13 protein-coding genes and 1 pseudogene are annotated in these 14,802 nt (G+C 69.4%); 12 read left to right on the top strand and 2 right to left on the bottom strand.

The genetic code is table 11. The features are described 5' to 3' along the window. The first annotated feature begins 97 nt into the window (after positions 1 to 97). The 10 genes and pseudogenes from HWX39_RS24900 to HWX39_RS24855 all read left to right on the top strand — a co-directional run bounded on the left by HWX39_RS24900 (position 98) and on the right by HWX39_RS24855 (position 10,918). A complete protein-coding gene (locus tag HWX39_RS24900; protein WP_175970466.1) occupies positions 98 to 1,648 on the top strand; it encodes a sensor domain-containing diguanylate cyclase in 1,551 nt (516 codons plus the stop codon). Positions 1,649 to 1,905: 257 nt separating this feature from the next. Continuing rightward, positions 1,906 to 2,181: a hypothetical protein gene (locus HWX39_RS24895; RefSeq protein WP_175953733.1), complete on the top strand. Its 276-nt coding sequence runs from the start codon at positions 1,906 to 1,908 to the stop codon at positions 2,179 to 2,181. 252 nt (positions 2,182 to 2,433) lie between these two features. Continuing rightward, complete coding sequence (locus HWX39_RS24890; RefSeq protein WP_175970465.1) at positions 2,434 to 3,468, top strand: succinylglutamate desuccinylase/aspartoacylase family protein; 1,035 nt, start codon at positions 2,434 to 2,436, stop codon at positions 3,466 to 3,468. Between the two features lie 25 nt (positions 3,469 to 3,493). Then, positions 3,494 to 3,751, top strand: a pseudogene (locus tag HWX39_RS24885) (type II TA system antitoxin MqsA family protein); the annotation flags it as partial. A gap of 308 nt (positions 3,752 to 4,059) precedes the next feature. Further along, the gene (locus HWX39_RS24880) at positions 4,060 to 4,620 is read left to right on the top strand and encodes a GNAT family N-acetyltransferase (protein WP_175970464.1); all 561 of its coding nucleotides are present in this window, start codon (positions 4,060 to 4,062) and stop codon (positions 4,618 to 4,620) included. A 55-nt stretch (positions 4,621 to 4,675) separates the two neighbouring features. Then, positions 4,676 to 5,623: an ABC transporter substrate-binding protein gene (locus HWX39_RS24875; RefSeq protein ID WP_175970463.1), complete on the top strand. Its 948-nt coding sequence runs from the start codon at positions 4,676 to 4,678 to the stop codon at positions 5,621 to 5,623. Between the two features lie 63 nt (positions 5,624 to 5,686). Beyond that, a complete protein-coding gene (locus tag HWX39_RS24870) occupies positions 5,687 to 6,736 on the top strand; it encodes an LLM class flavin-dependent oxidoreductase (RefSeq protein WP_175970462.1) in 1,050 nt (349 codons plus the stop codon). A 7-nt stretch (positions 6,737 to 6,743) separates the two neighbouring features. Beyond that, on the top strand, positions 6,744 to 8,096 hold the full coding sequence (locus HWX39_RS24865) for an LLM class flavin-dependent oxidoreductase (RefSeq protein WP_175970461.1): 1,353 nt from the start codon (positions 6,744 to 6,746) through the stop codon (positions 8,094 to 8,096). 64 nt (positions 8,097 to 8,160) lie between these two features. Continuing rightward, positions 8,161 to 9,951, top strand: a complete 1,791-nt coding sequence (locus HWX39_RS24860; protein WP_175970460.1) for an amino acid ABC transporter permease/ATP-binding protein — start codon at positions 8,161 to 8,163, stop codon at positions 9,949 to 9,951. Between the two features lie 34 nt (positions 9,952 to 9,985). Then, positions 9,986 to 10,918 carry an ABC transporter substrate-binding protein gene (locus HWX39_RS24855; RefSeq protein WP_175970459.1) on the top strand — a complete coding sequence of 311 codons (933 nt, stop codon included), beginning with the start codon at positions 9,986 to 9,988 and terminating at the stop codon, positions 10,916 to 10,918. Between the two features lie 99 nt (positions 10,919 to 11,017). Here the strand turns inward: HWX39_RS24855 and HWX39_RS24850 are convergent, their stop codons facing one another. Both HWX39_RS24850 and HWX39_RS24845 read right to left on the bottom strand, forming a co-directional pair. Next, a complete protein-coding gene (locus tag HWX39_RS24850; protein WP_175970458.1) occupies positions 11,018 to 12,112 on the bottom strand; it encodes an LLM class flavin-dependent oxidoreductase in 1,095 nt (364 codons plus the stop codon). A 49-nt stretch (positions 12,113 to 12,161) separates the two neighbouring features. After that, the gene (locus HWX39_RS24845; RefSeq protein ID WP_175970457.1) at positions 12,162 to 13,127 is read right to left on the bottom strand and encodes an ABC transporter substrate-binding protein; all 966 of its coding nucleotides are present in this window, start codon (positions 13,125 to 13,127) and stop codon (positions 12,162 to 12,164) included. A 300-nt stretch (positions 13,128 to 13,427) separates the two neighbouring features. Here HWX39_RS24845 and HWX39_RS24840 point away from each other — a divergent pair, with 300 nt between their 5' ends. Together HWX39_RS24840 and HWX39_RS24835 are read left to right on the top strand one after the other, a co-directional pair. Beyond that, positions 13,428 to 14,345, top strand: a complete 918-nt coding sequence (locus tag HWX39_RS24840) for an alpha/beta hydrolase (RefSeq protein ID WP_175970456.1) — start codon at positions 13,428 to 13,430, stop codon at positions 14,343 to 14,345. Beyond that, complete coding sequence (locus HWX39_RS24835; RefSeq protein WP_175970455.1) at positions 14,342 to 14,773, top strand: MarR family transcriptional regulator; 432 nt, start codon at positions 14,342 to 14,344, stop codon at positions 14,771 to 14,773. The genes HWX39_RS24840 and HWX39_RS24835 overlap by 4 nt, the downstream gene beginning before the upstream one ends. The last annotated feature ends 29 nt before the right edge of the window (positions 14,774 to 14,802 follow it).

Raw genomic sequence — 14,802 nt, 5'->3', positions numbered from 1 at the left:
GTCGTGCGCATCCGGCCTGGCCGGGCCTCCGCCATGTGCCGTGCGGATGCCGCCAGCCATCGCGGCATCACGCGACATCGTGTCGAGGTCAAAAACCATGGCAGTCAGGACATCTCTCCTGCACTCCGTTCTCGCCACTCCTTCCTCCGGCAACCACCGTGTCATGGCGGCGTTGCGCCCGTCGATGCTGGTCACGCTGTTCGAGGATATCCGCCCGATGGCGATGTCCGGGCTCGCGAGCGGCTTCGTCGCGGCCGTCGCGCTGATCCGGCTGCAGCAACTCTGGTGTCTCGTCTGGCTGATCGTCGACGTCGGCCTGCTCGCCGCCCGGCTCGCGATCGCGCGCGCCTACACCGTGCGCCGCGACGCCGGCGACGATCGTGCCGAATACTGGGCGAGGCGCTATGCGCCCGTGTCGCTCGCCGCGTGCTACGTGCTCGGCCTCGGCGTGATGGGCTGCGTGGACGCCGTCGACGTCGAGCTCGGCACGCTGTCGGTGATGGTCGCGGGCGGCGTATTCGGCGGGATCGCATCGCGCAATTCGGCGCTGCCGCGGCTCGCGATGACGCAGGTCACGCTCGGCGTGCTGCCGATCGGCCTCGGTGCCTTGCTGGCGGACCGGCCGGGCGCGTGGCTGCTGCTGCCGCCGCTCGCGATCTATCTCGCGGCCATGCGTACGGTCGTCCAGCGCCATTACCGCGTGCTCGTCGCGCTGATCGCCGCGCGCCAGCGCAACGCCGAACTCGTCGCACACTTCGACGCCGCCCTCACCTACATGCCGCACGGCCTGTGCATGATCGACAGCGAGACCCGCGTGATCGTCGCGAACCGCCGCACCGCGCAGCTGTTCGGCTCGCCGCGCGAGATCATGCTCGATACGCCGCTGGCCGACGTCGTCGCCGCGCTCGGCACGAACGCCATGTGCGATCCCGGCGGCGCCGGTCTCGCCGCGCAGTGCGATGTCTGGCTGACCCGCGACGAACCGGAGCCGTTCGATATCGTGCTCGCCGACGGCCGCCAGCTCGAACTGACGCGCCACCGCGTGCCGGACGGCAACGCGGTGATCATCGTCGAGGACGTCACCACGCGCCGCCAGACCGAGCAGCACATCCGGCATCTCGCTCGGCACGACGCGCTGACGGGTTTGCCGAACCGCCACGAACTGCATACCCGGCTCAAGCGGATGCTCGCGCACCGGCCGCGCGTGCCGGGCCCCTCGCTCGCCGTCATGTATCTCGACCTCGACGGCTTCAAGGCAATCAACGACCGTTTCGGCCACCAGGCCGGCGACGACGTGTTGACGCAGGTCGCCGAGCGGCTCGGCAAGACGCTACCGCCCGGCGAGCTTGCGGCACGCATCGGCGGCGACGAATTCGTCGTCGCGATCGACGACACGACGATGCACGCTTGCTCGCTCCTCGCCGCCCGCATCATCCGGCAGATCTCGGCGCCGTACACGCTGTCGATCGGCGCGACGGTGAGCCTCGGGATCAGCATCGGCATCGCGCTCGACGACGGGCACGGCTCCCCCGACGAGCTGATCCGGCAGGCCGACAGCGCGCTGTACGACGCGAAGTCGGCCGGCAAGGGCATCTACCGCTTCTACTCGAGCGGCAGCAGCCGGGTCACGCCCGTCACCGCGAGCTGACTTGCCGGCGCGCGCCGGCTGCCTCTCCCGCTTTCACCCGCCTCCGAATCCTCGCGGCGATTCAATTCCGAAACGCTTTGCGTCGCCGCACGTGGCATCGCACGCTCGCGTGTCACGTGACGTGTTCCGTAACATCGCCGCTCACCATTCATCACATTGGCCGCAGAAGCCGGCACGATCGAAGCAGTCCAGGGTTTTTCGAACCTGGCACTCTTATTGCTCCCTGTCAGGAAAACAGGTCGTCAGGGAGACCCAACATGAATACCGTCGAAGTCCTCAGCCGCAGCGAAACCATCGACGAACTGGACGTGATCGACGGCGCATCGCTGATCCGCCGGCTCGTCTCCGAACGCCGCATGCCGGCCGTGCGCGAAGCCCGATGCGTCGACAATCCGCCGCTGACGCTGTACGGCGCATTTCGCCAGGGCATCGCCGATCACGGCGCGCGCCGCGCGAATCCGTATCGCGCCGGCAGCCGTCTCTGGGCACTGTGGGAAGAAGGACGTCTCGAAGCTGAAACATCGGGCCGCTAAGCCGGCCGCACGCGCCGGCCCTGTCGCAGCAAAGGGCCGGCGAAACATCGGGCCCACATGCGGCCGGCCGGCCGACCGGCACGCGTTCATTGCTGCAACATCGCACGGGGTTTCGCGCATCGGCCATGCAACTCGCCGGTACGCATCCATGCGCTTGCCGATTGACGGCGTTCGGCGTCGGGCCACCCGGCGCGGCGCGCAGCGGTCGTTTCCCGATAAGATGGCAGATTCCGTTCCTCGAACGATGCCGCCATGACCGCCTCTTCCTCACACCGCAATCCCATCCACTGCGAAATCGATCTCGACGCACAAGGCAAGCACGCAGGCTACCTGCGGCTGCCGCATTCCGTGCACCGCTCGGCGTACGGCTGGCTGCCGATCCCGATCGCGTCGATCCGCAACGGCGACGGCCCGGTCGCGCTCGTGATGGCCGGTAATCACGGCGACGAGTACGAAGGCCAGATCATCGTGTCGCAACTGATGCGCGAGATCGAGCCCGAGATGGTCAGCGGGCAGTTGATCCTGCTGCCGATGGCGAATTTTCCGGCGGCGGATGCTGGCCTGCGCGTGTCGCCGCTCGACGAAGGCAACCTGAACCGCAGTTTCCCCGGCGACCCGACCGGCACGCCGACGCAGATGATCGCCCACTACATCGAGCATGCGCTGCTGTCACGCGCGCAGTATCTGGTCGACCTGCATTCGGGCGGCAGTTCGCTGCTGTACCAGGGCGGCAACATGCTCGCGATCGATCCGCTCGACGCCGACGAAGCCGCGAAGCTCAACGGGCTGCTGGTCGCGTTCGGGTTGCAGAACGCGCTGCTGCACGCGCCGAATCCTGTCCATTCGGCATCGGCCGCGCGCCGGCAGGGCGCGATCTCGATCGTGACCGAGCTCGGCGGCGCGGGCATGGCCGATCCGTCGCTGATCCGGATGGGCCGCCACGGGCTGCTGCACTACCTCGGCTATATCGGGCTGCTGCGCGGCGCGCTCGTGCCCGACGCACCGCCGACCGTCACGCGCTTCATGCGCGTCGATGGCGACCGCCACTTCGTCTACGCGTACGAGCGCGGGCTGTACGAGCCGCTGGTCGAACTCGGCGACCAGGTGCAGGCCGGACAGCCGGCCGCGTGGGTGCATTTCCCCGATACGCCGCTGCGCGAGCCGGTGCTGCACCGGTTCAAGGGCGACGGCGAAGTGGTGTGCAAGCGCGTGCCCGCGCAAGTGCGGCGCGGCGATTGCCTGTTTCAGCTCGCGGAGCCGTCCGCGGCGCCGACCATCGGCCAATAGGCCAATTCCGGATTCATCTCGTTCCGAGGCGAGCCGTCTCGGCGACGCGATAACCGAATTCAACAAGCAGGTGAACGCGACCATCGTCGACCCGAAGTACATTGCGAAGGTCCGCAAGAAGCTGATGCTGGATCAGCGCGAGGCGGCCGAGATATTCGGTGGCGGGGTCAACGCGTTCTCCCGCTACGAAGCCGGCAAGACGAACCCGCCGCTCGCCCTCGTGAAGCTGCTCAGGATACTGGATCGTCATCCGGATCTGCTCGCCGAAGTGCGGGCCGCGTAGGCTCGCGTCATTCGGCGTGGCGCATGCGTGAAGCACGCCCTTCGACGTACGCGCTTTCCGCCCGCACCCCGCTCCCACTGCAAGCCTTCTGACGCCTGCCGCGAAATCCTTATCGAAATTGCTTCGTTCGCCTTTGCCTGCCGCGCCGCTAACGTGTTCAAAACGGCGGCGGCCCGCCACATGCATCGCAGGATGCATACCGGCCGCCGTCATCACGACAACCGCGCCGCGATAACGGAACAGACCGGACGGGCCGCGTGCCCGCACCCCGCCAGGAACGTCCGCATCGCGCGCCCTTCGCGATGCCCATGGCCACGACCGACCGCCTCATCGACACGACGCCGCTCGACCCCCGCGCGCAGCCGCTGATCGACGCGCTGATCGACGAGTATTCGACCCGGTACCACGCGTATCGCCCCGACAGCCGCGCGTCCGCACGCGACGAGCTCGCCCGCTACCCGGCCGAACGGTTCGCCCCGCCCGAAGGCGCATTCGTGCTGCTGCTGCGCGACGGCGAAACGATCGGCGGCGGCGCGTTCAAGCGTTACGACGCGCAGACCGCCGAGCTCAAACGCATCTGGACCCGCTCGGACCTGCGCCGCCAGGGCCTCGCCCGCCTCATCGTCGACGCGCTCGAGCTACGCGCCGCGCAGCAAGGCTATCGCCGCGTCTACCTGACCACCGGTTTTCGCCAGCCCGAAGCATGGGCGCTGTACGACCGCACCGGCTATACGCGGCTGTTCGATTCGTCGATCGCGCCCGAGGCGTATGAGCACTTGCGGTTCGGCAAGGATCTCGCCGATCCGTCGCGCACGTCGACGCTGGCCGACCTGTGGGCGCCCGTGCCCGAACCGGTGCTGTCGCGCTGAGCGCGGCCGCCCCCTGCCTCACTCCGATCTCCGCTTGCCACCACAGGACGCTTTCATGCAACGAGCCGTACCGCTTTCTTCCCGTGCCGCGCGCACGCTCGCCACCGCGCTGATCGGCCTGACCGTGTTCGCCGCAGCCGCGGCCGCCGCAACGTTCGACCTGAGCCCCGAGCAGCGCGGCCGCCCGCGCGGCGTGGCCGATGCGACCGTCGAGCGCGCAGTGCCCGCGTCGTTCAAGTTCGCCGAGCCCGGCACGCTGACGATCGGCATCGCGCCGAGCCTGCCGCCGATCAGCTCGTATGCGACCGACGCGCGCACGGTGGTCGGCTTCGACGCCGACGTCGGCCAGCTCGTGTCCGACAGCCTCGGCCGCAAGCTGAAGATCGTCGCGCTCGCGTGGGCCGACTGGCCGCTCGCGCTCGAATCGGGGAAGGTCGACGCGGTGATCTCGAACGTCACCGTCACCGAGGAGCGCAAGCAGAAATTCGATTTCTCGTCGTACCGCCACGACCTGGTCGGCTTCTACGTGCGCAACGACAGCAAGATCCAGGCGATCCGCGAGCCGAAGGACGTCGCGGGGCTGCGTGTCGTGACCGACGCCGGCACCAACCAGGAAAAGATCCTGCTTGCATGGGATCGCGAGAACGTCGCGCACGGGCTGAAACCCGTGCAGATCCAGTATTACGACGACCAGGCGATGCGCATCGTCGCCGTGCAGTCGGGCCGCGCCGATGCCGTGTTCAGCGTGAACTCGGTGCTCGCGTACCAGAGCGCGCAGCAAGGCAAGACGCGCCTCGTCGGCGCGATCAGCGGGGGCTGGCCGCGCACGGCCGACATCGCGATCGCGACGCGCCGCGGCAGCGGTCTCGCCGATCCGCTCACCATCGCACTGAACGGGCTGATCAAGAACGGCCGCTACCAGCAGGTGCTCGACCGCTGGAACCTCGCGTCCGAAGCGATCGACCAGTCGCGCACGAATCCGCCGGGGCTGCCGAAGAGCTGAGCGCCGCGCGCGCCTACCGTCGATTCACGTTCACTCCACGCTCACGCAGGAACGTCGCCCACCATGTCTTATTCGCTTTCGCTGCTGGACAAGAGTCCGATCGCCGACGGCGCGAACGCCGCCGACGCGCTGCGCTTCACCACGACGCTCGCGCAACGCGCCGAGCAGCTCGGCTACGCGCGCTTCTGGGTCGCCGAGCATCACGGCACGCCGGCTTTCGCAAGCTCGGCGCCGGAGATCGTCGTCGCGCACCTGCTCGCGCACACGTCGCGCATCCGCGTCGGCTCGGGCGGCGTGATGCTGCAGCACTACAGCCCGTTCAAGGTCGCCGAAACCTTCAAGGTGCTGGCCGCGCTCGCGCCGGGCCGCGTCGATCTCGGCGTCGGCAAGGCGCCCGGCGGCTTGCCGCTGACCACGCGCGCGCTGCAGTGGTTCCACGACAAGGCGCGCAAGCCGGACTTCGCGGGCCAGTTGGCGGAGCTCGACGCGTTTCTCGGCTGGGGCGTCGCCGAGGATCACCCGCTCGCCGGCGCGGTCGCGATGCCGGTGCCGCCGCAACCGCCCGAACGCATCCTGCTCGGCGGCTCGCCGGACAGCGGCGCGCTCGCCGCGCGCAACGGCTGGCGCTTCTGCTACGCGGGGCATTTCAACGGCGACGACGCAAACCTCGAACGCTCGCTGGACGCGTACCGCAGCGCGGGCGGCACACGGCCGCTCGTGGCGTTATACGCGGTGGCCGCGCCGACGCGCGACGAAGCCGAGCAGTTGATCGGGCCACTGAAGATCTTCAAGCTGCAGTTCGCGGGCGGCCAGAGCTTCAATCTCGCCAGCGCGCAGGCGGCCGCCGAATTCGCGCGGCAGAGCGGCGCGTCCGACTACCGGATCGACGAGCTGCGCCCGACGGTGCTGGCCGATACGCCCGAGCGCATCCACCGCGCGCTCGATGCGCTGAGCCGGCGGCTCGACGTCGATGCGTTCGTGATCGATTCGCCGGTGACCGACTACGCGGCGCGGCTCGCATCGGCCGAATGGCTCGGCGGCGCGCTGTCGGCCACGCCGTTGCAGGCGGCCCTCGCGGCCGGCCGCTCCCTTTCCCCTGACCAGGACGCGTGACGCTCCCATGACGACCCGACGATCGATCCCCTTCGGCCTGATGCTGCAAGGCGCAGGCAGCCACATGAACGCATGGCGGCACCCGAGCAACCCGCCGGACGCGAGCATCAACCTCGATTTCGCGATCGGCATCGCGCGCCAGGCGGAAGCCGCCGGCATCGCATTCGCGTTCGTCGCGGACGGCCTTTACATCAACGAAAAGTCGATCCCGCACTTCCTGAACCGCTTCGAGCCGCTGACCGTGCTGTCGGCGCTCGCGGTCGCGACGAAGAAGATCGGGCTCGCGGGCACGATCTCGACGTCGTACAGCGAACCGTTCACGGTCGCGCGCCAGCTCGCGTCGCTCGATGCGATCAGCGGCGGGCGCGCGGGCTGGAACGTCGTGACGACGCCGCTCGAAGGCACCGCGAAGAATTTCGGCAAGGCACATCCCGATCACGAGCTGCGCTACGAGATCGCCGACGAATACCTCGCCGTCGTGCAGGGCCTGTGGGACAGCTGGGACGACGACGCATTCGTGCGCGACCGCGCGACCGGCCGCTTCTTCGACCGCGACAAGCTCCACACGCTCGATCACCACGGCCGCTTCTTCCAGGTTGCGGGCCCGCTCAACATCCAGCGCTCGCCGCAGGGGCAGCCGGTGATCTTCCAGGCCGGTTCGTCCGACACCGGCATCGGGCTCGCGGGCAAGTATGCGGATGCCGTGTTCACGCATTCGCCGTCGCTCGACGAAACGGCCGCGTTCACGCGGCGCGTGAAGCAGAGCGCGATCGAGCACGGCCGGCAAGGCAGCGACGTGAAGATCTTCCCCGGCATCGGGCCCATCGTCGGCCGCACGGCGGCCGAGGCCGAGGACAAATACCAGGCGATCCGCAACCTGCTGACGATCGACGAGGCGCTCGCGTACCTGGGCCGCTATTTCGATCACCACGATTTCACGCAGTACGCGCTCGATGCGCCCTTCCCGGAACTCGGCGAGCTCGGCCGCAACAGCTTCCGCTCGACCACCGACCGGATCAAGGCGGACGCGAAGCGCAAAGGCCTGTCGCTGCGCGAGACGGCGCTCGCGGTCGCGACGCCGCGCCCGAACTTCATCGGCACGGCCGAGCATGTCGCCGACGAGCTGATCCGCTGGCACGACGCGGGGGCTGGCGACGGCTTCATCCTCGGCTTCGCGGTGCAGGCGCAGGGCGTCGAGGATTTCGTCGAACTCGTGATTCCGGCACTCGAGGCGCGCGGCCGCTACAGCCGCGACCTGCCCGGTGCAACGCTGCGCGACCACCTCGGGCTGCCGCGCAAGGCCAGTCGCCACGCGGCGCCTGATGCGTCGCGCGAAACGGCGGCCGAAGCGCACGCCTGATGCCCGCTGCCGCGCCGCCCGTGCGCGGCGCGCCCGCCCGACCGATTCGAGGATTTCCACCGACATGAGCGACACGACCCACCTCGGCGGCGCGCTGCCGCCGCTCTCTTCCCCCGGCGCGCGCGACGCCGGCACGCGTTTCCGGATCGTGCCCGCGCGCCACCGGTCGCGCGCGGCCGGCTCCGTGCTCGCCGTCGCGCTGATCGCGCTCGTCCTGCATTCGATCGTCGGCAACCCTCAATGGGGCTGGCCGGTGTTCGCCGAATGGTTCCTGTCGCCGCCGGTGCTGTCGGGGCTCGCGCGCACGCTGGTGCTGACGCTGCTCGGCGCGGTATTCGGCCTCGTGCTCGGCGCGTTCGTCGCACTGGCCCGGCTGTCGCGTTCGCGGCTGCTGTCGGCGAGCGCATGGACCTTCGTGTGGCTGTTCCGCTCGATTCCGCTGATCGTGCTGCTGCTGATCCTGAACAACCTCGGCTACCTGTACGAGCATGTGCGGCTCGGCGTGCCGTTCACCGACATCGTGTGGTTCGACACGCCGACGACCGACCTGATCAGCCCGTTCCTCGCCGCCGTGCTCGGCCTCACGCTGCACCACGCGGCGTTTTCCGCGGAGGTGATCCGTGGCGGCATTCTCGCGGTCGACCAGGGGCAGCTCGAAGCCGCCGCCGCGCTCGGGCTGCCGCGCGGCCGCCAGACCACGCGGATCGTGCTGCCGCAGGCGATGCGCGCGATCCTGCCGACCGCGTTCAACGACCTGATCATGCTCGCGAAAGGCACGTCGATGGTCTACGTGCTCGCGATGCCGGAGCTGTTCTATACGGTGCAGGTGATCTATCGCCGCAATCTCGAAGTGATTCCGCTGCTGATGGTCGCCACCGTCTGGTACCTGATCATCCTGACCGTGCTGTCGGCCATCCAGGTGCAGGTCGAGCGGCACTATGCGCGCGGCGCGCTGCGCAACCCGCCGCCGTCCGTCCTCACGTTCGCGCTCGCGCGCCTCGGCGTGCTGTGGCGGCGTGTCACGTCCCGTCACGCGGCATCGGTCGCGCAGGCCCCGGGCGATCACGACGCCGCGACCGCCGTCGCGCCGCGTGCCGGCGGCGAAGTGGCCGTGCATGGCGTCTCGAAGCAGTTCGGCATGCAGCGCGTGCTCGACAACGTGTCGTTCGTCGCCCCGCGAGGCAGCGTGACCGTGATCGTCGGGCCGTCGGGCTCGGGCAAGTCGACGCTGCTGCGCACGATCAACCATCTCGAACGCGTCGACGACGGCTTCATCGACATCGACGGCGAGCTGATCGGCTATCGCCGCGACGGCGACGTGCTCTACGAGCTGAAGGAACGCGACGTGCTGATACGGCGCACGGCCGTCGGGATGGTGTTCCAGAACTTCAACCTGTTCGCGCACCTGACGGTGCTCGAAAACCTGGTCGAGGCGCCGGTCGTCGTGGGCGGCATCTCGCGCGACGCCGCCGAGCGCATCGCCCGCACGCTGCTCGCGCGTGTCGGCCTCGCGGATAAAGCCGATGCGTACCCGCGCCAGTTGTCAGGCGGCCAGCAGCAGCGCGTCGCGATCGCGCGGGCGCTCGCGTTGCGCCCGAAGGTGCTGCTGTTCGACGAGCCGACGTCGGCGCTCGATCCCGAGCTCGTCAACGAGGTGCTCGACGTGATCAAGGAACTCGCGCGTTCGGGCACGACGCTCGTGATCGTCACGCACGAGATCGGCTTCGCGCGCGAAGTCGCGGACAACGTGCTGTTCATGGAGCGCGGGCGCATCGTCGAAGCCGGGCCGCCGGCCGTCGTGCTCGACGCGCCGTCGCATCCGCGTACGCGTGCGTTTCTGTCGAGGGTGCTGTGATGCGCGCCGCTCCCGATCCACGAGGTGCCGCACGATGACCGACCGACGCCAGTTCATGACTGCCGCTCTGGTCGCGGCGGCAGGCTTGCCGTGGCACGCGGCGGACGCGGCCGCCGCCACGGCCGACCTCGACCCGCGCCAGGCCGGCCGCCTGCGCGCGCCAACCGACGAGGCGGCGATCCGCGCGGCCGCCGGCTACCGCTGGGTACGCGACGGCGCGTTCACGGTCGCGATTTCACCGCACGCGCCGCCCGTGTCGACCTACGCGACCGACGCGCGCACCGTGGTCGGCGCCGATCCCGACTATGCGCAACTCGTCGCGGACACGCTCGGCCGCACGCTCGTGCTGCTGCCGATCGCGTGGGCCGACTGGCCGCTCGGGCTGACGTCCGGCAAGTACGACGCGGTGATTTCGAACGTCGGCGTGACCGAGAAGCGCAAGGAGAAATACGATTTCACGACCTACCGGCTCGGGCTGCACGGCTTCTACGTGCGCACCGGCAGCCCGATCGCGAAGCTCGCCGAGCCGAAGGATATCGCCGGCCTGCGCATCATCACCGGCGCGGGGACGAGCCAGGAGCGCATCCTGCTCGAATGGAACAAGCGCAACGTGGCGCAGGGGTTGAAGCCGGCCGAGCTGCTCTATTTCGACGACGATGCGACCGCGCGCGTCGCGCTGCTGTCGGGCCGCGCCGATGCGGAGCTGAACCCGAATGCGTCGCTCGCGTACGAGGCCGCGCGCACGGGCAAGATCCGCCGCGTGGGCGTCGTCAATGCGGGCTGGCCGGCCCATGCCGACGTGGCGATCGCGACGCGGCGCGGCAGCGGGCTCGCGCCCGCGCTGACGCTGGCGACGAACGCGCTGATCGGCAGTGGCCGCTATGGGCAGACGCTCGCGCGCTGGGGCTTGCAGAGCGAGGCGATCGCCCGCGCCGAAACCAATCCGCCGGGGTTGCCGTCGTTCTGAACGCGTTGACGGGACGATGCCCGACATGACATCGCCCCGGCATTCCATGACGGCCATGCCGGGGTGCGCGACACAACACCGTTGGGTGGAGCGCCGAGCCTACGCCGTCACCGCCGCGCGAGACCGGTCAAGCTCCGCGACCTGCGCATGAATCGCCGGAATCAGGTCACGCCCGTAATCGAGCGCATCGTCGAGCGGATCGAACCCGCGAATCAGGAACGTCGACACGCCCAACCGGTAATACGCGCCGAGCGCCCGCGCAACCTGCTCCGGCGTGCCGACCAGCGCGGTCGAATTCCAACGCGCGCCGGTCAGGTTCGCGACGCCCATCCACAGCCGCTCGTCGAGCACGTCGCCCTGCGCGGCGGCCGCCATCAGCCGTTGCGAACCCGCATTCTGCGGCGCATGGCCGGCGATCGGCTGGCCGTTCGCGAGCCGTGCCGCGCGCACGCGCGCGCGGATCGCCTCGGCCTTCTCCCATGCGGCAGCCTCGGTGTCGGCGACAATCGGCCGGAACGACACGCTGATGCGCGGCGCACGCCCGAATGGTGCGGCGGCCTCACACACGCGTGCGATCTGCTCGCGCACCGACGCGAGCGGCTCGCCCCACGTCATGTAGACATCGGCATGCTCGCCCGCGACCGCCAGCGCGGCCGGCGACGACCCGCCGAAATAGATCGGCACGTGCGGCCGCTGCGCGCCCTTCACGAGCGGCGACGCGCCGCGCAGCCGGTAGAACGCGCCGTCGTGGTCGACCGGAGCGTCGGCCTGCCAGATCCGCTTCAGCACGTCGAGATATTCGCCGGTGCGGCGGTAGCGCGCATCGTGCGGCACGAAATCGCCGTCGCGCTGCAGATCCGTATCGTCGCCGCCCGACACGATGTTCAGCGCGAGCCGACCGCCGCTGAATACGTCGAGCGTCGCGACCTGCCGCGCGGCGGCCGACGGCACGATCACGCCCGGCCGGTGCGCGAGCAGGATGCGGATGCGCTCGGTCGCGGCAGCCGCGAACGACGCGACGATGAAACCGTCCGCCGCGTTGCTGAAATGGCCGACCAGGATCTGGTCGAAGCCGGCGGCCTCGTGCGCCTGCGCGAAACGGCGCACGTAGTCGGGCTGGACGGCCGCGCCGCCCGGTACGTCGACCTCCGCGCCGGGCGTCGCGGTGATCATGCCGATGATGTCGACTGGCATGTCGGGGTGTCCTCGTTCTCGATCGGAAATCGTGGCCGGGATGGCCCGCTTACTGCGCGGCGGCCGCTTTCTGCGCGGGCGCCACGAACGCGCCCGCATACGAGCGGTCGAGCAGCTTCGACGTGTCGTACGCGGCCGGAATCACGCCGGCCTTGTGCAGGAAGTCGGCCGTGTTCTGCGCGTCCTTCGCGGCTGTCTCGTCGACCGGGCCGACGCGCTGCTTCGCGTTGTCGAGCCAGCGGTACGCAACGTCGGGTTCGAGCTTCGCGCGCTTGGCCCACAGGTCCGCATACTCGCGCGGGTGGCTGTCGACCCACTGGCGCGCGGCCACGACGCGTCGCAAAAAATCGGTGATCTCGGCGCGCTTGCCGGACGCGGCCTGCTCGTTCGCGGCAACGAAGCTCAGCGCCGGCATCAGCCCCTGCGCGGTCGTCACGGGCCGCGCGCCCTGGCGCAACGCGAGCGTGCTGACGAACGGCTCCCACAGCGACACGGCGTCGACCGAGCCGTTCGCGAATGCGTTGGTCGCATCGATCGGCATCAGGTACGCATACTTGACCGAATCCGCGCGCAAGCCCGCGTGTTCGAGCGCACGCAGCACGAGTTGCTGGCTCCACGCACCGCGCCACACGGCGACGGTCTTGCCTTGCAGGTCGGCCACGGTGCGCACCGGCGAGTTCTTCGGTACGAGAATCGCGACGCCGTCGAGGCTCTGCCTCGACACGGCGACGACCTTCACCGGCGCGCCGCGCGCGGCCAGCGTCAGCAGCGCGGAATCGCCGAGAAAGCCGACGTCGATCGCATTGCCGTTCAGCGATTCGGCAACGGGCGCGGCGGCCTGGAAATGCTTCCACTCGATCGTGTAAGGCAGGTCCTTCAGCACGCCGGACGCCTCCATCGACGCCTGGATGTTGAAGTAGTTCTGTTCACCGACGCGCAGCGTGACGGTGTCTTTGGCAATGCCCGGCTGCGCGGCAAGCGCCAGCAAGAGCGCCGTGACGATTCGGCTCAACAACGTGATCTCCCGGAGGGTTGGCAAACGGCCGCGCGACGGCGGCGCCTCGCGATCCGCCGTGCGCGGCGGCCGGCGGAACGGATGGAACCGGTGACGATACGTCGATCTTCATCATGAAACAAACGCAATATTCTTCTATGTAAAGATGCAAATGTTTTATGACGCGAGCGGCGTCGCCGGATCCCGCCCGTCGCGCTCGCGGGAACCCGGTTCGAATGAATCCTCGACAGATATTTCGTGCGCGAAATAAATCACGGACTATATTTCGCATACGAAATAACTCCCCGAACGAGGACCGCCGTGACCGCCCAACCCATCGAGTTTTCCGCCGCCGACGGCTACGCGCTGCGCGGCACGCTGTGGTCGCCGGACGCCGAGCCGCGCGCGCTGGTGCTGATCCATCCGGCGACGGCCGTGCCCGAGCGGCTGTATGCGGGCTTCGCCCGCTTCCTGACCGAACGCGGCTTTGCGGCGCTCACCTACAACTATCGCGGCATCGGCGCGTCGCGGCCCGCGCGCCTGGGCGCGCTGAAGGCCCGCATGCGCGACTGGATGGAACTCGACGTGGGCGCCGCGACCGCGTGGGCGCGACAGGCGTACGCAGGTTTGCCGCTGCTGGCGGTCGGGCATAGCGTCGGCGGGCATGCGATCGGGCTGTCCGCCGCCACACCGCACCTGCGCGCGGCCGTGCTGGTCGCCGCGCATGCGGGCAGCACGCGGCTGATCGCGCGGGCCGCCGAACGCCTGAAAGTGCGGCTGATCCTGCGCGTGCTCGGCCCGCTGATGTCCGCGCTGCTCGGCTACGTGCCCGGCAAGCGGCTCGGGCTCGGCGAGGACATGCCGGCCGGCGTGTTCCGCGAATGGAGCCGCTGGACGACGCTGCCGCACTATTTCTTCGACGATCCGACACTCGGCGCGGCCGAGCGTTACGCGAAACAGCAGTTGCCGATCCTCGTGCTCGGCTTCGACGACGACCCGTGGGCGAACCCGGCTGCGATCGGGCTGCTGGTAAGCTATCTGACCCGCGCGGCGGTCGAACGCCGCCAGATCGATCCGCACGTGGCGGGCAGCGGCCCGGTCGGGCACATGGGCTTCTTCCGCAGCCGCCCCGGCACCGTGCTGTGGCCCGGCGTGGCCGACTGGCTCGCGCAGGCACTGGACACGCCGCGCGCCGCGGGCCGTCCCTCCCTTTTCATTGCAGCCGGGAACCCAGCTTGAGCGAAGACCGACGACTGTTTTTCCTGTTGAACATCGGCCAGCGGCGCGTGCAGCGCTGGATCGACCGCAAGGCGGAGACCGAGACGCGCGCGAGCGCCGCGCAGGCCGGCGCGCTGTTCTGCCTCGCGAAACAGGATGGCGCGCTGATCGGCGAAGTCGGCGCCGCGCTGCAGCTTGCGCCGTCGGCGATGACGGGGCTCGCCGACCGGATGGCGAAAGCCGGCCTGATCACGCGTCATGCCGATTCGGACGACGGCCGTGCGACGCGCCTGTACCTGACCGACGAGGGCCACGCGGCACTCAAGCGTGCGCGCGTGCTGCTGCGCGAACTCAACGGCAAGCTGTGCGACGGGTTTTCCGACGACGAACTCGATGTCGTCGCGCGCTGGCTGCATGCGCTGCAGGAGCGGTTTCCGGCGGAGCGATAGGCCGCGCGGCGCCGTCGCTCCATCGACGG

This window comes from Burkholderia sp. BCC0322 (assembly GCF_902833045.1).
Lineage (GTDB): Bacteria > Pseudomonadota > Gammaproteobacteria > Burkholderiales > Burkholderiaceae > Burkholderia.
Note: the sequence above shows the minus strand (reverse complement) of the source record. Positions and strands in the feature narration are given on the sequence as shown.